21 protein-coding genes are annotated in these 19,472 nt (G+C 41.0%); 13 read left to right on the forward strand and 8 right to left on the reverse strand.

Annotated elements, in window-relative coordinates; genetic code table 11:
* Positions 1-309 precede the first annotated feature (309 nt).
* Positions 310-675 carry a hypothetical protein gene (locus tag FTV25_RS14720; protein WP_004785062.1) on the forward strand — a complete coding sequence of 122 codons (366 nt, stop codon included), beginning with the start codon at positions 310-312 and terminating at the stop codon, positions 673-675.
* A gap of 134 nt (positions 676-809) precedes the next feature.
* Entirely contained in the window at positions 810-1,391 is a 582-nt protein-coding gene (locus FTV25_RS14725) for a cold shock domain-containing protein (protein WP_180004424.1), read from the forward strand.
* Positions 1,392-1,437: 46 nt separating this feature from the next.
* On the opposite strand, the gene gigC is transcribed toward FTV25_RS14725, so the two are convergent.
* A complete protein-coding gene (gene gigC, locus FTV25_RS14730; protein WP_159124400.1) occupies positions 1,438-2,316 on the reverse strand; it encodes a LysR family transcriptional regulator GigC in 879 nt (292 codons plus the stop codon).
* Between the two features lie 85 nt (positions 2,317-2,401).
* Here gigC and FTV25_RS14735 point away from each other — a divergent pair, with 85 nt between their 5' ends.
* Positions 2,402-3,163 (forward strand): ferredoxin--NADP reductase, encoded by a 762-nt coding sequence (locus FTV25_RS14735; protein ID WP_180004417.1) that lies wholly within the window; start codon positions 2,402-2,404, stop codon positions 3,161-3,163.
* A gap of 312 nt (positions 3,164-3,475) precedes the next feature.
* Here the strand turns inward: FTV25_RS14735 and FTV25_RS14740 are convergent, their stop codons facing one another.
* Positions 3,476-3,898, reverse strand: a complete 423-nt coding sequence (locus FTV25_RS14740; protein ID WP_005237048.1) for a hypothetical protein — start codon at positions 3,896-3,898, stop codon at positions 3,476-3,478.
* Positions 3,899-4,305: 407 nt separating this feature from the next.
* Here FTV25_RS14740 and FTV25_RS14745 point away from each other — a divergent pair, with 407 nt between their 5' ends.
* The 4 genes from FTV25_RS14745 (at position 4,306) to FTV25_RS14760 (ending at position 7,210) form a co-directional block, all read left to right on the forward strand.
* Positions 4,306-4,659, forward strand: a complete 354-nt coding sequence (locus tag FTV25_RS14745) for a hypothetical protein (protein ID WP_034702043.1) — start codon at positions 4,306-4,308, stop codon at positions 4,657-4,659.
* 198 nt (positions 4,660-4,857) lie between these two features.
* The gene (locus tag FTV25_RS14750; protein WP_180004415.1) at positions 4,858-6,693 is read left to right on the forward strand and encodes a mechanosensitive ion channel; all 1,836 of its coding nucleotides are present in this window, start codon (positions 4,858-4,860) and stop codon (positions 6,691-6,693) included.
* Positions 6,694-6,760: 67 nt separating this feature from the next.
* Positions 6,761-6,928, forward strand: a complete 168-nt coding sequence (locus FTV25_RS14755) for a hypothetical protein (RefSeq protein ID WP_179992650.1) — start codon at positions 6,761-6,763, stop codon at positions 6,926-6,928.
* Positions 6,929-7,057: 129 nt separating this feature from the next.
* On the forward strand, positions 7,058-7,210 hold the full coding sequence (locus tag FTV25_RS14760) for a hypothetical protein (RefSeq protein WP_179992649.1): 153 nt from the start codon (positions 7,058-7,060) through the stop codon (positions 7,208-7,210).
* 34 nt (positions 7,211-7,244) lie between these two features.
* On the opposite strand, the gene FTV25_RS14765 is transcribed toward FTV25_RS14760, so the two are convergent.
* Positions 7,245-8,444 (reverse strand): NAD(P)/FAD-dependent oxidoreductase, encoded by a 1,200-nt coding sequence (locus FTV25_RS14765; RefSeq protein WP_180004413.1) that lies wholly within the window; start codon positions 8,442-8,444, stop codon positions 7,245-7,247.
* Positions 8,445-8,631: 187 nt separating this feature from the next.
* Here FTV25_RS14765 and FTV25_RS14770 point away from each other — a divergent pair, with 187 nt between their 5' ends.
* Positions 8,632-8,955 (forward strand): hypothetical protein, encoded by a 324-nt coding sequence (locus FTV25_RS14770; protein ID WP_004785040.1) that lies wholly within the window; start codon positions 8,632-8,634, stop codon positions 8,953-8,955.
* A gap of 24 nt (positions 8,956-8,979) precedes the next feature.
* Here the strand turns inward: FTV25_RS14770 and FTV25_RS14775 are convergent, their stop codons facing one another.
* Positions 8,980-9,840: a 1-aminocyclopropane-1-carboxylate deaminase/D-cysteine desulfhydrase gene (locus tag FTV25_RS14775; protein ID WP_180004412.1), complete on the reverse strand. Its 861-nt coding sequence runs from the start codon at positions 9,838-9,840 to the stop codon at positions 8,980-8,982.
* A gap of 178 nt (positions 9,841-10,018) precedes the next feature.
* Between FTV25_RS14775 and FTV25_RS14780 the strand changes: the two genes are divergently transcribed.
* Together FTV25_RS14780 and FTV25_RS14785 are read left to right on the forward strand one after the other, a co-directional pair.
* Positions 10,019-10,204: an NF038215 family lipoprotein gene (locus tag FTV25_RS14780; RefSeq protein WP_004785035.1), complete on the forward strand. Its 186-nt coding sequence runs from the start codon at positions 10,019-10,021 to the stop codon at positions 10,202-10,204.
* Positions 10,205-10,306: 102 nt separating this feature from the next.
* The gene (locus FTV25_RS14785) at positions 10,307-10,930 is read left to right on the forward strand and encodes a LysE family translocator (RefSeq protein ID WP_004785033.1); all 624 of its coding nucleotides are present in this window, start codon (positions 10,307-10,309) and stop codon (positions 10,928-10,930) included.
* Between the two features lie 61 nt (positions 10,931-10,991).
* Here FTV25_RS14785 and FTV25_RS14790 read toward each other — a convergent pair whose 3' ends face one another.
* On the reverse strand, positions 10,992-12,179 hold the full coding sequence (locus tag FTV25_RS14790) for an ammonium transporter (RefSeq protein ID WP_180004410.1): 1,188 nt from the start codon (positions 12,177-12,179) through the stop codon (positions 10,992-10,994).
* Between the two features lie 449 nt (positions 12,180-12,628).
* Positions 12,629-13,609, reverse strand: a complete 981-nt coding sequence (locus FTV25_RS14795; RefSeq protein WP_180004408.1) for an MBL fold metallo-hydrolase — start codon at positions 13,607-13,609, stop codon at positions 12,629-12,631.
* A gap of 267 nt (positions 13,610-13,876) precedes the next feature.
* Here FTV25_RS14795 and FTV25_RS16225 point away from each other — a divergent pair, with 267 nt between their 5' ends.
* Entirely contained in the window at positions 13,877-13,993 is a 117-nt protein-coding gene (locus FTV25_RS16225) for a hypothetical protein (protein ID WP_373683639.1), read from the forward strand.
* A 65-nt stretch (positions 13,994-14,058) separates the two neighbouring features.
* Here FTV25_RS16225 and FTV25_RS14800 read toward each other — a convergent pair whose 3' ends face one another.
* Both FTV25_RS14800 and metG read right to left on the reverse strand, forming a co-directional pair.
* Positions 14,059-14,415 (reverse strand): hypothetical protein, encoded by a 357-nt coding sequence (locus FTV25_RS14800; RefSeq protein ID WP_034581100.1) that lies wholly within the window; start codon positions 14,413-14,415, stop codon positions 14,059-14,061.
* Between the two features lie 197 nt (positions 14,416-14,612).
* On the reverse strand, positions 14,613-16,673 hold the full coding sequence (gene metG / locus FTV25_RS14805; RefSeq protein ID WP_180004406.1) for a methionine--tRNA ligase: 2,061 nt from the start codon (positions 16,671-16,673) through the stop codon (positions 14,613-14,615).
* 314 nt (positions 16,674-16,987) lie between these two features.
* Here metG and FTV25_RS14810 point away from each other — a divergent pair, with 314 nt between their 5' ends.
* The gene (locus FTV25_RS14810; protein WP_180004397.1) at positions 16,988-17,764 is read left to right on the forward strand and encodes a hypothetical protein; all 777 of its coding nucleotides are present in this window, start codon (positions 16,988-16,990) and stop codon (positions 17,762-17,764) included.
* 290 nt (positions 17,765-18,054) lie between these two features.
* On the forward strand, positions 18,055-19,314 hold the full coding sequence (gene apbC, locus FTV25_RS14815; protein ID WP_180004395.1) for an iron-sulfur cluster carrier protein ApbC: 1,260 nt from the start codon (positions 18,055-18,057) through the stop codon (positions 19,312-19,314).
* Positions 19,315-19,472: the final 158 nt, after the last annotated feature.

Raw genomic sequence — 19,472 nt, forward strand, 5'->3', positions numbered from 1 at the left:
TCAGAATAATTCAAGTGAATTTGTTTGAAAGAAGAACTTTAAAAGCTTTATTTTCACCCGATAAAATACCCATAAAACAAGAGGAAGCTCAAATGAGCTTCCTCTTGTGAAAAATTGTGGGACAGCAATGGCCTTAGGGCCTCTTTTTTTTATTTGAGTTATGAGTTTACGTAAGTTGTAGGAATCTTGTGTAATCAGAACCTTATAAAATGTTGCGAAAACAATAAAATACCCACCAAAGCTCAACAATATCCTTTAATCCCTTCCATATAAACTACGCATCTGTTGAATGATCTAGGGACACATATCATGTTTACAGATGGAAGAATTAAAACCTATGATGCTGTACGTGGGACTGGGAGTATTGAACTAAAAAATAATGCACAGGAGCTTAATTTTCAGTTAGATCAACTACCTTCACCTGAAATCGCGCCTCAAGTCGGAGAACGACTTAAATTTAGAATAATTGAAGAGCAAAATACGATTCAGCTGGAGAATATGGTACGTCTGGATATCAAGCATCAGGAAGAGTTCGTTTCTGAAGTAGTTGTATTACCATCTCTAGCTTCTACTTCTGCAATAGTCAATCCGGCACGCAATACTATTTTCTTTAGTCCCACACTCTGGTTGATTCTGGTAACAGCGATTGGATTTATAATTTTTGGAGAAATTTAAGTTAGGTTCTCATTTATTAAGATATTTGTCTCATCCTTCAAATAAAAAAAGCATCTTACGGTGCTTTTTTATTTTTAGAATTTAAAACGCTTTTTGAATACAATAGTTAAAAATATCAAACAATAGAGTGAATTATGTTTTTAGAGGGGAAGATCAAGACCTATAACGAAGAACGAGGTTTTGGTTTTATTGAGATAGCGGGTGAGTCAAAAGATTTATTCTTCCATATTAAAGACTTTCCAAATAAGAATGTGCCACCAAAAGTTGGGGAAAGGTTAAAGTTTCTCAAAGTACAGGATGCAGGCAAGTTTAAAGCAGACAATATTGTGCGTTTGGATCTCAAAATGGAAACCCCTCGACATACGCCTCAGTCACGAGCATTAGAAAATAAGCCTCGTATTACTCAACGAAAACAATCTCAAGAGAAGAAAAGTAGCTTTAGCACTTACATTGGGCTTCTGATTATGATTGGCTTAGCCTATGCGGTTTATAACAAATATCAGGATTGGCAAAGCAGCAGAATACAGCCAGTAGAAGTGCAACGTATAGTTGAAGAACCACAAGTACAGCAGAATTTTAGCTGTGATGGACGACAGCATTGTAGTCAAATGAGTTCATATGAAGAAGCTTTATACTTTTTAAGAAATTGTCCAAATACCAAAATGGATGGTGATGGCGATGGGATCCCATGTGAAAGCCAATTTGGACATCGGTAAATAAAAAAAAGCGCCAAAAGGCGCTTTTTTTTATTGAAAGTGAAATTTATGCTTCACAGAATTTCATAAAGGCTTTAAGACCTGGTCCTTGATATTTTTGGCGGTGTACCAGCATAAATAAAGGACGGGTGAGTGACCAGAATGGAGTATTCAGAATGACCAGTTGACCTTTTTCCTGCAAAGGTTCAATCGCCAGCTTGGAAATACAGGACATCCCTAAACCACCTGCCACAATCTTCAGAATCGCTTCATTATGACCTAGAGTCAGACGAATATTGGCATCAGGTACATCTTTTAAAATGGCATTATCAAAGACTTCACGAGTTCCTGAACCTTCTTCACGTAAAATCCATTCAACCGATTTAAAATCTTCAGCAGTGAGCGGACGGTTTAGCTGAGCTAGAGGATGATCCGGCGCACAGCATACTGCCAGTTCATCATCGCGCCAATGAATACATTGCAGTTGTGGTAAATGGCAAGAACCTTCAATCAGGGCCAAATCTAGCTGGAACTGATTTACGGCTTCGATCATTTGACGGGTATTGCCGACCTGCAGTTGCAAGTGAGCCTGTGGCTGGATTTTCAGGAAATCCGCCATCAGATCTGGCATCAGATAGTCGGAAATGGTCAGCGTCGCACCGAGACGAAGGTCAATGCTTTGCAGTTCACCTTTGGCTGCCTGCTCGAAAGCTTCACAGCGGCCAAGGATTTCAAGAGCTTGCGGGAGAAGAAAACGACCTAAGTCATTGAGCTGTAAACGCTTACCAAGACGGTCGAATAAAGGCGCGCCAAGACCATCTTCTAAATCTGCTAAAGCCATACTCGCCGCACTTTGGGTGAGTTTGACTGCATCACTGGCTTTGGTGACGGTGCCTTCTTGAGCAACTGCTACAAAAACAGCCAACTGGCGTAAAGTCATGCGCATGAATAGAGCCTTAACATTTAAAAAATATTAATAAATTATGCTGTCATGCTACCATGAGCATAGTCTTTGATGCCACGTTTGAATCATGTCTATTGAAAAATTTAGCTTAGAAAAGGTTTTATCTGTACACCGTTGGACCAATACGCTGTTTAGTTTCACCATGACCAGACCTGCGCATTTCAAGTTTACGGCAGGACAGTTTGCGCGTATTGGCTTAAAAGTGGGGGATGAACTGGTCGTTCGGGCATATTCAGTTGTGTCATCGCCTTTTGATGAAACGCTGGAATTTTTTTCGATTGTGGTTCCCGAAGGAAAATTTACTTCGAATTTACAACATCTTAAAGTCGACGATGAACTTTACCTTGAGAAGATTCCTTATGGTTATCTGACGCTTGCACGTTATCAATTGCCATTGCCACAAGATTTATGGCTGCTTGGTACTGGTACGGGTCTGGCACCATTTTTATCCATGCTGCAAGACTTTGAGACCTGGAATAAATATAAACATATTAACCTGGTTTATAGCGTCCGTACGCAAGACGAACTGGCTTATGTCGACCGTATTCAGGAAATTGCCGAGAGCTTTGGTGAAGGTCATACAGGTTTTAAATTTATTCCAATCATTACCCGTGATCCTGAAGCAGCACTTCACCATCGTTTACCGATCTTGATTGAAAATGGGGAACTTGAACGGGCAGCAGGACTCCAGCTTAATCCTGAAACCAGTCATGTGATGCTCTGTGGTAACCCCGAAATGGTGGAAGATACCAAAGAAGCGCTAAAAGCACGTGGTCTGACCATGAACCGCCGTGGTGAAGGAAATATTGCGGTAGAGAATTATTGGTAATTTCTTTAGAGTTTCTCCCTTTCTAAAAGGGAGGTTAGGAGGGATTGAAGTTAGATTATTTGTCAGTTCTTGAATCCTCCCCAACCCCTCCTTTGCAAAGGAGGGGCTTTTACCTCTCCCTTGCGCAGCAGTGCTGCTCATCGCTTAAAAGGAAAGGGAGTTACATCCTTCTTTAAATTAGAAATGGATTAAAACTGAAAATATTTTCAAGTTAAAAAGAATCCCCCTAAATCTCCCTTTGTTAAAGGGGGACTTTTATTTTTTTAGGTACAAAAAAACCTCCGTCATGGAGGTTTTTTTCATACTGTCATATTAGTGAACAAACATATCCATAAAGTCACGGATTTCCTGAATGGCAGTATCTGTATCGGTCGTTAACCAGGTCGGCTCAAAGAAACCGGCATAATGCTCGATCCGATCCGCAGGCACAACTAGACGTACCGGGCAATCTTCTTCCAGTAGGCGCCATGGAATAATCGGAACGTCATTATCTAGCCAGGCCGCAACATTCCGTACATCAATGACCATGGCATTAATGCAGTCCGGAAAAGGCATTACCGACATTTCTTCAGTACGGCGGCGGAAATATTCCAGATCTTGCCAGCGTAGCATAAAGCTCGGTTTGCTAAATTCAATGATTCCAATCAGATGCTGATCACGAGTGTAGTGCAAAGCACATTGATGTGTGACGTCAGTGTCAAGATCAAGCGATACACTCTGTTGACGGTACGCCATAAAACTCGGGTGCATGAAAAATAAGGTGGATAATTATAACGTATTTTGCGCAAAGTAGCAGGTATATTGAAAAACGGTATTTTTACAGCATGTTTTAGCCTACTTAAAATGTGCTTAAAATTTAATAAAATCATAGTGGTATATTTTTTATTTTATAGACAATTCAATTCCTGATAAATCAGCTAAAAACTGCCAGTATCAATTGTCTCGGAAGAGAGTTTCTAACCATAAGACCATAGTATGTTCAGGCTAGAAAATGCCTTTTTTTGAAACTAATACCAAGTTCATCAGACTCATACATATAACTTACATCCATTCACTATCTCACCATCTTTTGTCACAGAAGCTGTGATAACTGCTTGTTATGATAAAAATCTACTTATGAATAAGAAAGAGTGAGAATGGTCATGGTTGATGATTTTAATAAAAAACCACCTTTGCATGATCAGGCAGCAATTACGCAGAAGAAGCGCATTCCTGTCTATATCCTGATTTTGGTCGGTATCTTTTTACTGGCAGTCCTGTTCTATATGTTTGCAGATGTGAAGCCAGATGCGCCTGCGACCCAGCCTAATACACCAGTACCAGCGACTGAAGCCCCTGCCAATAATGGTAGTCCGGCAGCTACTCCAGGCGGTGAAAGCAATGAAGCAATGGCTACTGCAGATGATGCGATGACAGAAGCAACAGCCACTGTAGGCGAAATGTCACAAGATACAGCAGAAGCTACTGCAACTGATGCTCAACAGGCCACCCAATAATTGGAATTATTAAAAAAAGCTCTGGTTCATGACTAGGGCTTTTTTGCAATAGGTGGTGATGTTTTTCAAAGTTCTGTATCTCCAGGCAAGCTAAGCACAGGAAGTTCAAGCTTTATAAGCAATCGGAAAGAGCTGAAGATTTCAAAAATAAGCTCGTGAATTCAGACAAATAGCGTAATAACAAAGAGGGCAGAAAACATGAATGATTATATGAGAGGCCCACGTGGTGGCTATGATGCCATGTACTACTGGGATCAGTTTCATCCAATTCTTAGTGCAATTGCCATATTAGTCCTAGGTTGGATTATTGCATTACTCGTCTCGGCAGGTGTTAAAAAAATCTTGCAAAAACTAGGGACCAATACACACTTAAATGCAGCGACAGGACATCGCTCTAATGTCGAGAGTATTATCGCTCGTGTTGTGTTCTGGATTATTCTGATTATTGCGGTCATCGGTGCGCTTAACGTGTTGAATCTGACAGCAGTGAGCGGACCGTTCAGTAATATGATCCAGCAGTTCCTGCTCTTTATTCCACAATTGCTGGCGGCTGTTGCTGTGGCCTTTGTTGGGTGGATTGTGGCAAATCTGGTCAAAGTCGGCTTGCAAAAAATGCTTGATCGCACCCAGCTGGATGAAAAGCTGAGTGCCGAAGTCGGTGTCAGCCCAATTAGCCAAAATATCAGTGAAATTGTTTACTGGCTGATTTTACTGCTGTTCTTGCCAATCGTCTTGTCGATTCTAGGTCTACATGGTTTATTACTGCCAGTGCAGAACATGCTGACTGATGTTGTAAGTTATCTGCCTAATATCTTCATTGCTGCAGTTATTGTATTTGTCGGATACATTCTGGCAAAAATCGTTCGCGGTATAGTTGAAGGTTTGCTCAACAGCCTGAATATTCAACATCAAGCTGAAAAAGTCGGCATTTTCAAAAACTCGAATGTCGCTCAACTGATTGGTTCATTCATCTTCGCAGTTGTAATTATTACGTCATTAATCATTGCATTTGAAGCACTGGGTATCGAAGCAATTTCTCAACCAGCAACTGCAATGCTGTATGAGATCATGAATGCCATTCCAAATATCATTGCAGCCGCACTGATTCTGATTCTGGCTTATGTGGTGTCTAGACTGGTAGCACGTCTGGTGACTGAAGTCGTTGCCGGAACAGGCGTGGACGAAGTTCCAGCCAAACTGGATCTACAACGTTTCCTGGGCAAAACCAAACTATCAAGTCTGGTGGGTTATCTGATTGTACTGTTCACTATGCTATTTGCGGTTTCTGAAGCAGCCGACCGTTTAGGCTTTGAACAGGTGAGTGGCCTGATTGCGATGTTCATCTACTTCGGTGCAAACATCCTGCTAGGTGCTGTGATCCTGGTGATCGGCTTCTGGCTGGCCAATGTAGTTGCTAATATTGTGCAACGTGGTGAATACAACAGTTCACGCTGGTTAGCGAACCTGGTTCGTATATTGATCATGGGTCTGGTCATTGCGATGGGGCTACGTGCCATGGGCATTGCTGACTCGATCGTGAATCTGGCGTTCGGTTTAACTCTGGGTGCTGTTGCAGTGGCCTTTGCCTTGGCCTTTGGTTTGGGTGGCCGTCAACCAGCAGAACGTGTACTGACTGATTTGATCGATAAAGCTAAACGAGAAGCTAAAGAGCCGAATCCTTTGAAAAATGAAACTAATATCATGACTTCAGGCTTAGGTGCTGATGTCAGTGGTACTACAGGTGCAGGCAGTTCAACTACAGGAGAAAATATTGTGCCGAATCAAGATCAATCACAAGATGACAATGCGCCGATGCGTACCAATTTATCCAATAGTACGCCAGCGACCTTGACCACTGCACCGCAGGATGATGAAGCTTCAGGTGTAGATCAGGTGACACCAGATGTCGATCAGGCTGTACCGGATTCGCTTCAAGTTGATCCAACTCATCCACCAGCGAATAATCCATTTGGTTCTACAGGTGAAGAAGAACCGGATGTCGATAGTCATCCAAAAAAAGATGACCCGAATTAACCTGTTCTATTTAAACAAAATCGGCCACGCTTGAGTGGTCGATTTTTTTAATCCTGAGGAAATCTGAATGAATGCCAAGAAACCGAATAATCTGTTAGCACCCTTAGTGATAGCAGGCATAACCATTGGCTTTTTCACGGCTGCTTATCGATTTGTCTTTGTGAAAAGCAAACAGGATGAGCAGGCTGAAAAAGAGCTGGATAAGAAAATACCTGATCCAGACGAATTTAACTAAGTCGAAATACTGCCTAGTCACTATACATAGAATTTCTTTTTTAAAAAATATAGAATATTCAAGTGAATACTAAAATGATTTTGGTATTTTTCTTGCATTAAAAATATAAAGAAAAAGGAGATCAATAAGATGTGGAAAACATTTCAGCATAAATTCATGGCACCTATGGCAGATCAAGTACCCTTACATCTGCAGGAAGCGGCTCAGAAAATGCAACTGACGATTGACCGTTTAGAAAATACGGCCAATCTCAGCCTGTTTAAAACGGATTATCTGGAATAAGCGTAGTATTTTCTTTTCCTAGATCATCTTTGTATTAAACATATTCCGATGCGGCATGTGCTGATGACCATGCCCATTGGAAGTTAAAACCTCCCAAATGACCAGTCACATCCAGTATCTCACCCACAAAATACAAGCCTTTCTGCTTTTTGCTTTCCATGGTTTTAGATGAAACTTCGGTTGTATCCACACCGCCCAAAGTCACTTCAGCTGTCCGGTAACCTTCAGTTCCAGAAGGCTTCAGTTCAAAGCCACTTAAACGTTTGGCAATCTGTTCCAGCTTGTCATCACTAATATTGCCAATAGATGTTTCAGCTACTTCAGGCCAGATCAGATTCTGTAATTCTAGTACTACGCTCTTCGGTAAATGTTCGGTCAATAGAGTGCGTAGCAGAACTTTAGGCTGACTCTGTTTTTTAGATTTAAAGAAATCAAACAGGTCGACACTTGGCAAGAAATCGACCTTAAAGCTTTGGCCAACATCCCAGTAATTTGACAGTTGTAGGGAGCTAGGGCCGCTCAGACCACGATGGGTAAACAGTAAAGCTTCAGTAAAACTGTTTAAATCATTAGACAGCGTGGCTTCGACTGCATTACCGCTCAGACGGGTGGTGACTTCCTTGAAACTATCCGAGAAAGTAAAGGGAACCAGACCGGCACGGGTTGGATAGACATGATGTCCAAACTGTTTGGCAATCTCATAGCCGATGCCTGAACCGCCTAAGGTTGGAATTGACAGGCCACCTGAAGCAACCACAACAGATTCCACTTCAAAATATCCTAAAGAAGTGGCTACCTGAAATCCTTGATCGTCCACAGTATTGACAGCTTTCACTTCGCAGTTGGTTTTGATCTCGACCAGACCAGTTTTGTCACATTCGGACAGCAGCATCGCCAGAATTTCTTTGGCACCATTTAAGGTGAATAGCTGTCCGTGTTTACGTTCTTCATACTTGATGCCATATTCACAGACCATGCCAATAAAATCCCAATTGGTATAGCGGGTCAGTGCTGAAATCACGAAATGCGGATTGTGCGAGATGAAATTTTCAGGTTCGACATAGAGGTTGGTGAAATTACATTTGCCACCACCGGACATCAGGATTTTCTTACCCACCTTATTGGCTTTTTCAACGACTACGACTTTACGACCACGTTGTGCTGCCATATAGGCCGTCATTAAACCTGATGCACCTGCACCTATGACCAAAACATCGTATTGCTGAACAGACATGACACACTCAAGGGAGAAGAAAGGGGAGCATTATAGACAATTTTATTTCAGCTTTGTCTATTCCTGAAAGGGGCTACCCGAATTACAGCGTGTTAGCGAATATTTATCATAAATAATTTGAAGCAGCTGGCGGATTCATGCATAGTTTTGTCATGCCTAAAAATAATCACAATGAAAGGAATAATTTATGACGGATACGGCAGCATACAAACAATATAATCTGATCAGCTATATTCTTCATCTACTGGGTTTTTTCCTGGGAATAACCCCATTAATCGCCATTATCATGAATTATATTAAACGTGATGAAATGCGGGGCACCTGGCTGGAAAGTCATGTGGACTGGCAGATTAAAACCTTCTGGTTCAGCTTGCTGGGTTATATTCTAGGTGGGCTGCTCACCGTGATTCTAATCGGTTTTGTGATTATTTTTCTTGTCTTTGTCTGGCATGTCTATCGGCTGGTCAAAGGGCTAATTGCACTCAATGAAAATAATCCGATAGGCATTTAAGTTTCGATCAGAACTTTAAGCGATTTAAATATTTCGACCTTGTAGTCCACCAGTATGCAGGATCAGCAGTTTTGTTTCTGGTGGAAAGCAGCCTTTTTCAATCAGATTTGAAATTCCCAACAGCATTTTTCCAGTATAAATTTGCTCTAAGGGAATATCATATTCAGCTTCAAAGTGCTGTATAAACTGGATCAGTTCAGGAGTGGTTTTGGCATAACCACTGCAACAATAATCATCGAGAATGGACCAGTTTCTTTTCTTGGTCAGCTTAGCCACCTCCTCATTCAGGAAGTTGCCTTTTAAGGCAGAAAATCCTAATACCTGTTGATGAGGCTGGCTGGCTTCAATCAAACCTGTGATCGTGCCACCAGTGCCTACAGCACAGCAGATCACATCAAACTGTGCATCGCCGTCCTTTAGAATCTCCTGACATCCCCGAATCGCCAATGTATTAGTACCGCCTTCAGGAATAATGTAATGTGCAGGAAACTTTTGTGCTAATGCTGCCAGATAATCAGCGTCCTGTTTACGTCGATATTCTTCACGACTCACAAAATACAATTGCATGCCGTATTGTTGTGCCAACGCTAAAGTGGGGTTTAAGGGCCGATGGGCCAGTTCCTCACCCCGAATAATGCCGACACTCTCAAAGCCAAACTGCTGTGCTGCAAATGCCGTTGCGGCAATATGATTGGAATAAGCGCCCCCAAAAGTCAGCAGCTTTTTAAAGCCAAGTTGCTGTGCTTCCAGAAAATTGTATTTCAGTTTAAAAAACTTGTTGCCTGATATTTGTGGATGCACCAGATCCAGACGGCGTATGGTTACAAACCTGTTTTTCAGCCAGATGCGCTGGTCTGGAATATGCTGGGCGATTTTTTCAAACATGGTATTTTCATAAGCTAAGAATGAGCAAATTATAGCGAAATAGAATCAGCAGGATGGCAGAATCATGAGCTCCTTAAACTAAGAATAAAATTTCGTAGATTGTCACAATTCATATGCTGAAAATTTAAACAAATTTGCTAATCTGAATCTTATAGGGAACTTAGAGGAGGATAGAATAATGAAAATACTATCCTGTACGATTTTAAGTGTATTGTTCTTAGTAGGCTTATCTGGCTGTGATGATCCGCTGAATAAACCTAAAACTGATACACGAAGCATGATCATTGGCGGAGTGCCGGTGCATGACCATGATTATAAGATGCTTGATTCATCTCTCACCGCTCAAGACCAACTGAAGAAATAGCAGGATTTCGCACAAATATTGCATCATTGGTGTAGAAATATTAAAGCAAAATAAATTATTTTTACTTAAAATAAGCCATTCATTTTAAGTTTGGATGGTCACGTGGAATCATTTTGGATTTTAGGTTCAATTGCCTTTGCCCTCATGTTAGGTGCAATGAGCCCAGGACCAACTTCTATTTATGTAGCGAAAAATTCAATTGCGATCTCACGTAAACATGGCCTATTTACAGCTTTAGGTACTGGTACTGGGGCGGCTATTTTTGGTCTGCTGGCAGTTCTGGGTTTGCAGGCATTTTTGCTGGCTGTGCCATCTGCTTATCTGGCGCTTAAAATTTGTGGTGGTTTATATCTGCTCTGGTTGGCTTTTAAAATTATCAAACATGCCAAAGAACCGATCGATGCAGGCGATGACAGTCAAACTCAGATGTCCTTGCGTCGCGCCTATATGACAGGTTTGATTACCCAGCTCTCGAATCCTAAAATTGCCATTGTATTGGCCAGTATTTTTACTGCGCTTTTACCTAAAGAAATTCCAACTTACTTTTACTTTGTATTGCCGGTTTTATGTTTCTTTATTGATGCAGGCTGGTGCTCGCTGGTGGCCGTTGCACTTTCTGCCGAAAAACCACGTCGAGTATATTTGAAGTTTAAAGCCGGTTTTGACCGTGCAGCAGGGGCGGTCATGACCGTGCTGGGATTAAAGCTGATCTTTGGGATGAAGTAATTTTCCAATTATCGCAGACTATAAAAAGCCCCGATGATTCGGGGCTTTTTTAATTTGGTGCTTAAAAAATATTTTCTTCCGAATTAGCCGAGATCCGGTGAATAGATAAATCCGCACCGGTAAATTCTTCTTCCTGACTCAGACGAATACCGATCAACACTTTCAGCAGACCATAAACCAGGAATCCACCTGCCAGAGCCACTACAATCGCCAGTACGGTACCGAATAATTGTGAAATGATAGAAACACCGCCCATACCTCCTAGCCATTGCTGACCGAATATACCGACAGCAATTCCACCGAAAGCACCACATACGCCATGCAAAGGCCAGACCCCTAATACATCATCAACTTTGAGTTTATTTTGGGTATAGGTAAAGAGTTTCACAAAAATTACGCCTGCGCTGATTCCGATAAATAATGCACCCAGTGGATGTACCACATCAGAACCTGCACAGATGGCAACTAGTCCAGCTAATGGGCCATTGTGCAAGAAGCCCGGGTCATCTTTACCGGCTACTTTTGCCGCAATAGTTCCACCGACCATTGCCATTAAAGAGTTAATTGCAACCAGTCCGGAAATGGCATCCAGGCGCTGTGCACTCATCACATTAAAGCCAAACCAGCCGACAATCAGAATCCATGAGCCTAAAGCAAGGAAAGGGATAGATGAAGGGGGATGTGCAGTAATCCGGCCATCATTTTTATAGCGTCCATTACGTGCACCAAGTAAAACGACCGCAGCCAGAGCAATCCAGCCTCCCATGCCATGCACGACCACAGAGCCGGCGAAATCATGGAAGCTGGCACCAAAGGTATCTGCCAACCAGTCCTGAAAACCAAAGTTACCATTCCAGATCATCCCTTCAAAAAATGGATAAATCAGAGCCACCAGAAATAAAGTCGCTAAAGCCTGCGAACGCATTTTGGCCCGTTCCGCAATACCTCCAGAGATAATCGCAGGAATAGCTGCGGCAAAGGTCAGCAGGAAGAAACAACGCATCAGGTTATAACCATGATCGGCTGCTAAAGTAGAAGCATCGTGGAAAAAATGCTGACCATAGGCAATATAATAGCCTACTAAAAAGTAAGCGATGGCGGAGAGGGAAAAGTCAGTGAGAATTTTACTTAAGGCATTGACCTGATTCTTATGGCGAACTGTCCCTAGTTCTAAAAACGCAAATCCTGCATGCATGGCAAGCACTAGAACTGCACCGAGAAGGAGAAATAATAAGTCTATATTTTGCATTGTGCGTTCCAATTTAGTGCATAGAATCACAAAAGAAATCCAGTATATAGAGGCAAAATGATTCGAAAAGGTTACTAACAAGGGAAATTTTGATAAAGAATTTCTTGAAACTGACAAGACTCGATATAAAGCACAATAGAATTTTATGCACCAAACTAAGACATCATAAGAAAAGATAAAATTTAAATTTATACTTTGTTTTTTAGATATTTAGCTTTATCAGGGAAAGTGGCATGTTAAAAATGTGTGCTAAAGGTGCACATGAAAAGTGAAAGGATTTTTAAGAAAAAATTTAAAAAAATTAAATGAAAGATGATTTTGAATTGCAAAATTCCATCATATTTTAAAATTTGAGAAGTCATATAGACTATTGATTAGCTATATCTCCAATAAATAAAACCCTAATAAATTAGGGTTTCATCCGGAGCTAAAATCTCTGAAGTATTCATTTAATCTTTAAAATGCACAGGAATCCATTGATAGCTCTTTCCATCTTTTGAGTAAATATGACCGATTCCAGGGAAGGGTAAATGTGGTGCTGCAATGGTCTGACCTTGCTTGGCGTATTCAGCAAAATGCTTTAAACGGGTTTGCACCGCAGTTTTAGGATCGACATCGAATTCTATGGCTGTTTCAGGTTTGTCGAATTGCAAGGTATGTGAATGGACGATGTCACCCACAAAAACCACTTCTTGACCATCTGCTTTGAGTTTAAAGCTGTAATGCCCTGGGGTATGACCAAAGGATGGCTTAAACTCGACACCACCAAAGGCTAAAGATTTATCAGAAAAGACTTTTACTTTTTTAGCTTTTTCATAGGGTGCAAGGGCTGCTTTAATTTTCTCTACGGTGCCTAAGAAACTTTCCTGCTGGTCTTTCGGTAGTTTTTTGACGGTATTTGGACTCAGCCAGTAGTCATATTCGGTTTTAGAAATATGTAAGGTGGCATTTGGATAATTTGCTGCGCCGTTATTTGAAATGCCACAAACATGGTCAGGGTGGAGATGAGTCAGGAAAATGCCACTCACTTGTGCAGGCTGATAACCCGATGCTTTGAGATTGTTATAAATTGACCCTAAGTGTGTACCAAAGCAGCTTGCAGCTCCGCTATCCACCATAAGTAGTTGATTGCCTGTATTAATCAGGAAAGCATTGACTGAAGTCTGTATACCTTTGGCTTGATCGGCATGATATTTCTTCAAAATTTCTGTTTTTTCTGCATCAGTTAAGCCTTTAAACATTGATGGATTTAAGTAGTTTGTACCATCGAGAAGGGCAGTAATCTGAGTATTACCAATTTGGTGATGATAGTAGCCGGCGACTTGTTTTTGTAAAGCAATTGTTGCAGGTTCAGCAGCCTGACTCACACTTACACCCAAAACAGAAAATGAAAGTAGAGAGGTGAGGAGGGAGGTCTTTAAAATATTCATGGCAATTCTTATGGTTGTGAAGTTTATGCTATGTATTAGCATGTAAAGCATGAAAATAGAATATAAAAATATTTACCATTTTTTAAAGAGAGAAGAGGAATTGAATATCTGTACTAGGCATTCAGTTTGAATCTGTATATTGATTTTGTAAGGAAAGAGAAGATTTTTTATCTAAAAATATTTTTATAAATAAAATACTTAGATAAATTTCACTTTTATAAAAAAGCCCGTTAACATGGGGTATTGCAAACAGCCTTGGGTATCGCTATGAGTTTTTGGAAAAAGAAAAATAATGCAGCATTTGTATTTTTCATTATTACCTTATATTCATTGCTGGGCTTCGGCATTGGCTATGTCATCTGGGAATTTTTCCTTGATAAATAAGTGCTATTTGATTTATAGATCGACCTAAAAAAGCCTCTAAAGATAGAGGCTTTTTTAATAAGCAATTATTTACTGCATTCAGGCTGAGAACGGTCAATAATTTGAGTGCCTTCTACGCGATAGCCAATTTGGCCTACAAGAAATGCTTGATTTAGTTGAGTGATGACTACATCAGAAAGTGCTACTGCACAACGATCTTTTTCAATGGCACGATCTACTGCTGTTTTGAAATTTGGAATACCTAAAGGGAATAAAATTACTGGAACTTTATCTTCGCCTTTAACGCGTTCGCCTTTAACGAACTGAGTTGAGTTTAGGTTAAAGTTTTTAGTTGAAGCTACAGTCATATCAGCCATACGAACTGAACATCCTGTGAATACAATTGTTGATGCTGCTAAAGCTGAAACTAGTAATTTTTTCATGTTTACCCCGAATAATTCTAAAAATAAAAAAGCGTTTAGATTCTATGGATATATTTTTAAAAAACAAGAAAATAAATTGTATAAATGGTAAAAAAAACTAAAGATGAAGAACTTTTATTGGCTGAGTATTATTTTAGTAGACTAAGTAAAAAGCCCCTACATCAGTAGAGGCTTTTCTTCTATCTAAGACCTAAATCTTAAGACACTTTATCACCTGGTTTAGCACCAGATTCAGGTGAAATCACCCAAACACCTTCGCCATTACCAGCGGCAAGTACCATACCGTTCGAAATACCAAAACGCATCTTACGTGGAGCAAGGTTAGCGACCATCACCACCAGTTTGCCTTTCAGGTCTTCCGGTTTATAGAACTCACGGATACCACTGAACACATTACGTGGTTCAGCTTCTCCAACATTTAAAGTCAATTGCAGTAGTTTGTCAGAACCTTCAACCGTTGCAGCGTCCAGAACTTCAGCCACACGTAAATCAACTTTAATGAAGTCATCAATCGTGATGATCTCAGCTTCACCAACTTTAGGTTCAGCTTTCTTCTCTTTGGCTTTCTCTTTTTTCTTCTCAGCTTTTGCTGGTTCAGCAGCAGGTGCAGCTAAAGAATCTTTAGATGCATCGACCATCGCAGCCACAGCTTTCGGATCAACACGTTGCATCAGTGGCTGGAACAATGCAATTTCATGACCAGTCAAAATTTCAGTGCGAGAAGCAAAGTCGAAAGAAGCCAGTTTTAGGAAGTCCTGAACCTGAGCAGCCAAAGTTGGAAGTACTGGAGCTAAATACACAGCCAATTGACGGAACAGGTTGATACCTACAGAACACACACCGTGAACCTGTTGTTCTTCGCCTTCAATTTTCGCTAAAGCCCAAGGTTTTTTCTCATCGATGTACTGGTTGGCTTTATCTGCAAGTGCCATGATTTCACGGATCGCTGCCGAGAATTCACGGGTTTCATAAGCTTTGGCAATTGAATCGCCAGCATCAATAAAGCTTTGAACCAGTTCAGGCTCGGCACAAGTTGCACTTAGCTTGTTGTCAAACTTGGTATTGATGAATTTTGCACAACGGCTGGCGATATTCACTACTTTACCCACTAGGTCCGAATTCACTTTCTGAACGAAGTCATCCAGATTCAGGTCAGAATCTTCAACCTTGTCAGAAAGTTTAGAAGCAAAGTAATAACGCAGGTATTCAGGGTTCAAATGCTGTAAATAAGTTTCAGCTTTAATGAAGGTACCGCGAGATTTAGACATCTTTTGACCATTTACAGTCAGGAAGCCATTCACGAATAAACCGGTTGGTGTACGGTAGTCTGCACCTTCCAGCATTGCAGGCCAGAACAGGGCATGGAAGTAAACGATGTCTTTACCAATGAAGTGATAGACTTCATTTTTAGAATCTTTTTTCCAGAAATCATCGAAGCTTAAATCAGGACGTTTAGTTTTGATGTAATTCTCGAAGCTCGACATATAGCCGATTGGCGCATCCACCCACACATAGAAATATTTGTTTGGCGCATCAGGAATTTCAAAGCCGAAATACGGTGCATCACGTGAGATGTCCCAGTCGTTCAAGCCATTGTCAAACCATTCATCCAGTTTGTTGGCGATAGATACGGGTAGACGGCCTTCGTCACGGGTCCATTTTTGCAGGTATTCACCAAAATTTGGCAGTTTAAAGAAGTAATGATCCGAAGATTTCTCAACAGGAGTCGCGCCGCTTAAAGTCGATTTTGGATTTAATAATTCAGTCGCGTTGTAAGTTGTACCGCAAACTTCACATGAATCGCCGTATTGATCTTCCGCCTTACATTTTGGGCATGTACCCTTAATGAAACGGTCTGACAGGAACATGCCTTTTTCAGGGTCAAATAACTGGGTTACAGGGCGAACTGCAATATTACCGGCTTCACGGTTTTTGATATAGATTTCTGAAGCGCGGGCGCGGTTGGTATCACTGTGGGTAGAGTCATAATGATCGAAATGCACACCGAAACCGTCAAAGTCACGAATATGTTCTTTTTGCACATTGGCAATCTGTGCTTCAGGTGAAATGCCATTTGCCTCAGCACGCAGCATGATCGCTGTACCATGAGCATCATCCGCACAGACATACGTCACGTCATGACCCATCGCGCGCATCGCACGTACCCATATATCAGCCTGGATATAGCCGAGTAAGTGACCCATATGAATCGGGCCATTGGCGTAAGGAAGGGCATTGGTGACTAGGATTTTACGCACGGATTCACTCTCTCATTCGTATTCATTATGCAATGGGCCATAATTTTACATGATGCAGAAGGGATTACAAAGAAATGCTTTTACAGAAGCACAAGGAATAAATCAGGCCGAATATTCAGAATACAAAAACAGGCTATAGACAGGTAATTGACCCTTAAAAATTCGATTGAGATAAGTTGATGCTACTTCCTGCAATCAATAGCAACAACATGTACAGGCTTTGTTGCAGTTTGCTTAATTCACCCACGTCATTGCATGCTTTGTGCTAAAAATTTGGCTGATCATTTTTATTATGACGCCTTAGGAGGGTACTCATGACTCAGAATAACCAGACAAGTACTTCAAAACAGAATCAAGATAAAGAACAACATGCACGAGAACTGCATGACAAGATTGAAAAAGAGCAAAAGCAGAACGAGATTGATAAACAGCATAAGCAGAAGCATGAAGAAGTCCTAGAAGCCCAAAAAAATGGTGCTGATGAAAATTCTGATCATCAGCAATCAGAGCAAAAAGATGCGTCTAAAAATGACCAATCTAATCATGGTGATCAATCCGATAAAAAAGCTGAAAGTACCAAAATGGATGACTTAAAAGCGAAAGCCATCGCGATCGGTGAAGAGCTATTGCAAAAAGGCGAAAAGATTCTGAATGAGCTAAAAAATGGCAAATCAGACAGCCAGAAAAATGGCGAGCAAGGTTCAGATGATTCGAAAAAGGCACAGGATCAAAGTTCTGGAGATAAATCGGCAAATCAGGCTGACCAGGATCGTATGGCAAATTTAAAAGATGAAGCGCTACACAAGTTTGAAGATACTAAGGTCAAAATTAGTGATTTGGTAAATGAAGCTGCTACGAAACTAAATGAGTTGAAACAGATGGCGGCTGAAACCATGACTAAAATGAAAGGCGATGATCAATCTCAGTCAAGTGATTCAAAAAAGCAGGATCAGGATTCTTCATCTAAAGAGGCTAAGGATAAGGACCAAAATTCAGATCAGACCAATAACAAAAATGATGCTAAAAAGGATCAGGATAAGGCTGATCAATCTGGGCAAAACAAGACCGACCAAGATAAAAATCATAAATAATCATTTCATGTTGAAAGCCACTTCATTCAGTTTTTGAATGAAGTGGCTTTTTAATGTATACTATCTAATTAATTTTATTTAAAATTTTAAAATATCAATAATATAAAACAATAAATAAGATGTGATGCTGACTTTATAAATTTTCTTCCCTGTAATCATTTAAAACCCAGTAAAATAGTTGGAAATCATATTTGTCTTTCAGGCTTCTGAATACAGATCGCTTAACCTGAGCCTAAAACCTCGTTAAACTAAGCTATTCAGATGTCTATCTATATTTTTTGGAGTAACCTATGTCCTGGCTTTCTTCGCTTAAATCGGTTTTTTCGCCTTCCAAGGAGGTGAACGAAGAAGCTGTGCAGAACGTACTGCAAAACTATATCTTGCCAAATTCTAGTAATGCACTGAAAGACCGGATTACTCAGGTCAATGTGCAAGGTGAGATACTACAGATCACCATTAATACCTATCCGGAAGAAAAAGAGCAGTTACAGCAGATTCATGATGAACTGGCGGATGCGCTAGAGAAATGCGGTATTAAAGAACTAAACCTGCATGTGATTCAGCAAAAGACGGGTCATAAAAAAGAAGGCGGTTGTGGACATCATCATGCAGAAGGCGAGAGCTGTTCCAGCCAGCCGCAAACTGCTGCTTCAAAATCGAATCTGCCACCTGTCGTTGATGCTTCAGGTCATGCAGCTCAAGCAGAAGCTGACCCAAATAATCCGCCGATCCAGAAAGCTGCTCCACAGCAACGTGATGTGCCGAAGCATCCACGCATTCAGAATGTCATTCTGGTCTCTTCAGGTAAGGGCGGTGTAGGTAAATCAACCACAACTGTGAATCTGGCTTTGGCTTTGCAAAAATTAGGTTTGAAAGTCGGTGTACTGGATGCGGATATTTATGGTCCAAGTATTCCGACGATGCTCGGCAATGCCGGCAAAACCCCGATGATCGAAGCCGAGCAGTTTGTCCCACTTGATGCCTATGGTATGGCAGTGCTGTCGATTGGCCACCTAACGGGTGATAATAATACGCCAGTTGCTTGGCGCGGTCCGAAAGCAACAGGTGCCTTGATGCAGCTATTCAATCAAACTTTATGGCCAGATCTGGATGTATTGATGATTGATATGCCACCAGGTACAGGTGATATCCAGTTAACGCTCGCTCAGCGTATTCCAGTCACAGGTGCTGTGATCGTCACCACACCACAAAACGTGGCATTGCTGGATGCGACCAAAGGCATTGAACTGTTCAATCGTGTGCAGATTCCAGTGATGGGTGTAGTCGAAAATATGTCGACCCATATCTGTTCAAACTGCGGTCACGAAGAACAGATCTTTGGTACAGGCGGCGGTGATAAACTGTCAGAGCAATACAATATTCCATTGCTCGGCCGCTTGCCTTTGAATGCAGTGATTCGTGAAAATGCCGATGCCGGTAAGCCTTCAGTGATTGCTGGAGATGATGCTGCTGAAAGTTATATGGCCATTGCTCAGAAAATTGCAGCAAAATTGCCAAAAGCAGAAAAAGATAAAACTCGTATTTTCTAAGATTCTATAATAAAAAAAGAGAGCTTAAGCTCCACTGCTGTCCCATAGTTTGCTTTAAATAAAAAAACCTGAGTCCTAACAGTTAAAATATGAGTGCAAACAAACACTTTAACGACCAGGATTCAGGTTTTGTCACATCAGAATACCGTATTTCATGA

This window comes from Acinetobacter sp. YH12249 (genome assembly GCF_013417475.1).
GTDB lineage: Bacteria > Pseudomonadota > Gammaproteobacteria > Pseudomonadales > Moraxellaceae > Acinetobacter.

What these genes read in the sequence shown, in the direction of transcription:
- FTV25_RS14720 (WP_004785062.1), top strand. Translation starts at nt 310, where the DNA reads ATGTTTACAGATGGAAGAATTAAAACCTATGATGCTGTACGTGGGACT.
- FTV25_RS14725 (WP_180004424.1), top strand. Translation starts at nt 810, where the DNA reads ATGTTTTTAGAGGGGAAGATCAAGACCTATAACGAAGAACGAGGTTTT.
- gigC (WP_159124400.1), bottom strand. Translation starts at nt 2,316, where the DNA reads ATGCGCATGACTTTACGCCAGTTGGCTGTTTTTGTAGCAGTTGCTCAA.
- FTV25_RS14735 (WP_180004417.1), top strand. Translation starts at nt 2,402, where the DNA reads ATGTCTATTGAAAAATTTAGCTTAGAAAAGGTTTTATCTGTACACCGT.
- FTV25_RS14740 (WP_005237048.1), bottom strand. Translation starts at nt 3,898, where the DNA reads ATGGCGTACCGTCAACAGAGTGTATCGCTTGATCTTGACACTGACGTC.
- FTV25_RS14745 (WP_034702043.1), top strand. Translation starts at nt 4,306, where the DNA reads ATGGTTGATGATTTTAATAAAAAACCACCTTTGCATGATCAGGCAGCA.
- FTV25_RS14750 (WP_180004415.1), top strand. Translation starts at nt 4,858, where the DNA reads ATGAATGATTATATGAGAGGCCCACGTGGTGGCTATGATGCCATGTAC.
- FTV25_RS14755 (WP_179992650.1), top strand. Translation starts at nt 6,761, where the DNA reads ATGAATGCCAAGAAACCGAATAATCTGTTAGCACCCTTAGTGATAGCA.
- FTV25_RS14760 (WP_179992649.1), top strand. Translation starts at nt 7,058, where the DNA reads ATGTGGAAAACATTTCAGCATAAATTCATGGCACCTATGGCAGATCAA.
- FTV25_RS14765 (WP_180004413.1), bottom strand. Translation starts at nt 8,444, where the DNA reads ATGTCTGTTCAGCAATACGATGTTTTGGTCATAGGTGCAGGTGCATCA.
- FTV25_RS14770 (WP_004785040.1), top strand. Translation starts at nt 8,632, where the DNA reads ATGACGGATACGGCAGCATACAAACAATATAATCTGATCAGCTATATT.
- FTV25_RS14775 (WP_180004412.1), bottom strand. Translation starts at nt 9,840, where the DNA reads ATGTTTGAAAAAATCGCCCAGCATATTCCAGACCAGCGCATCTGGCTG.
- FTV25_RS14780 (WP_004785035.1), top strand. Translation starts at nt 10,019, where the DNA reads ATGAAAATACTATCCTGTACGATTTTAAGTGTATTGTTCTTAGTAGGC.
- FTV25_RS14790 (WP_180004410.1), bottom strand. Translation starts at nt 12,179, where the DNA reads ATGCAAAATATAGACTTATTATTTCTCCTTCTCGGTGCAGTTCTAGTG.
- FTV25_RS14795 (WP_180004408.1), bottom strand. Translation starts at nt 13,609, where the DNA reads ATGAATATTTTAAAGACCTCCCTCCTCACCTCTCTACTTTCATTTTCT.
- FTV25_RS16225 (WP_373683639.1), top strand. Translation starts at nt 13,877, where the DNA reads ATGAGTTTTTGGAAAAAGAAAAATAATGCAGCATTTGTATTTTTCATT.
- FTV25_RS14800 (WP_034581100.1), bottom strand. Translation starts at nt 14,415, where the DNA reads ATGAAAAAATTACTAGTTTCAGCTTTAGCAGCATCAACAATTGTATTC.
- FTV25_RS14810 (WP_180004397.1), top strand. Translation starts at nt 16,988, where the DNA reads ATGACTCAGAATAACCAGACAAGTACTTCAAAACAGAATCAAGATAAA.
- apbC (WP_180004395.1), top strand. Translation starts at nt 18,055, where the DNA reads ATGTCCTGGCTTTCTTCGCTTAAATCGGTTTTTTCGCCTTCCAAGGAG.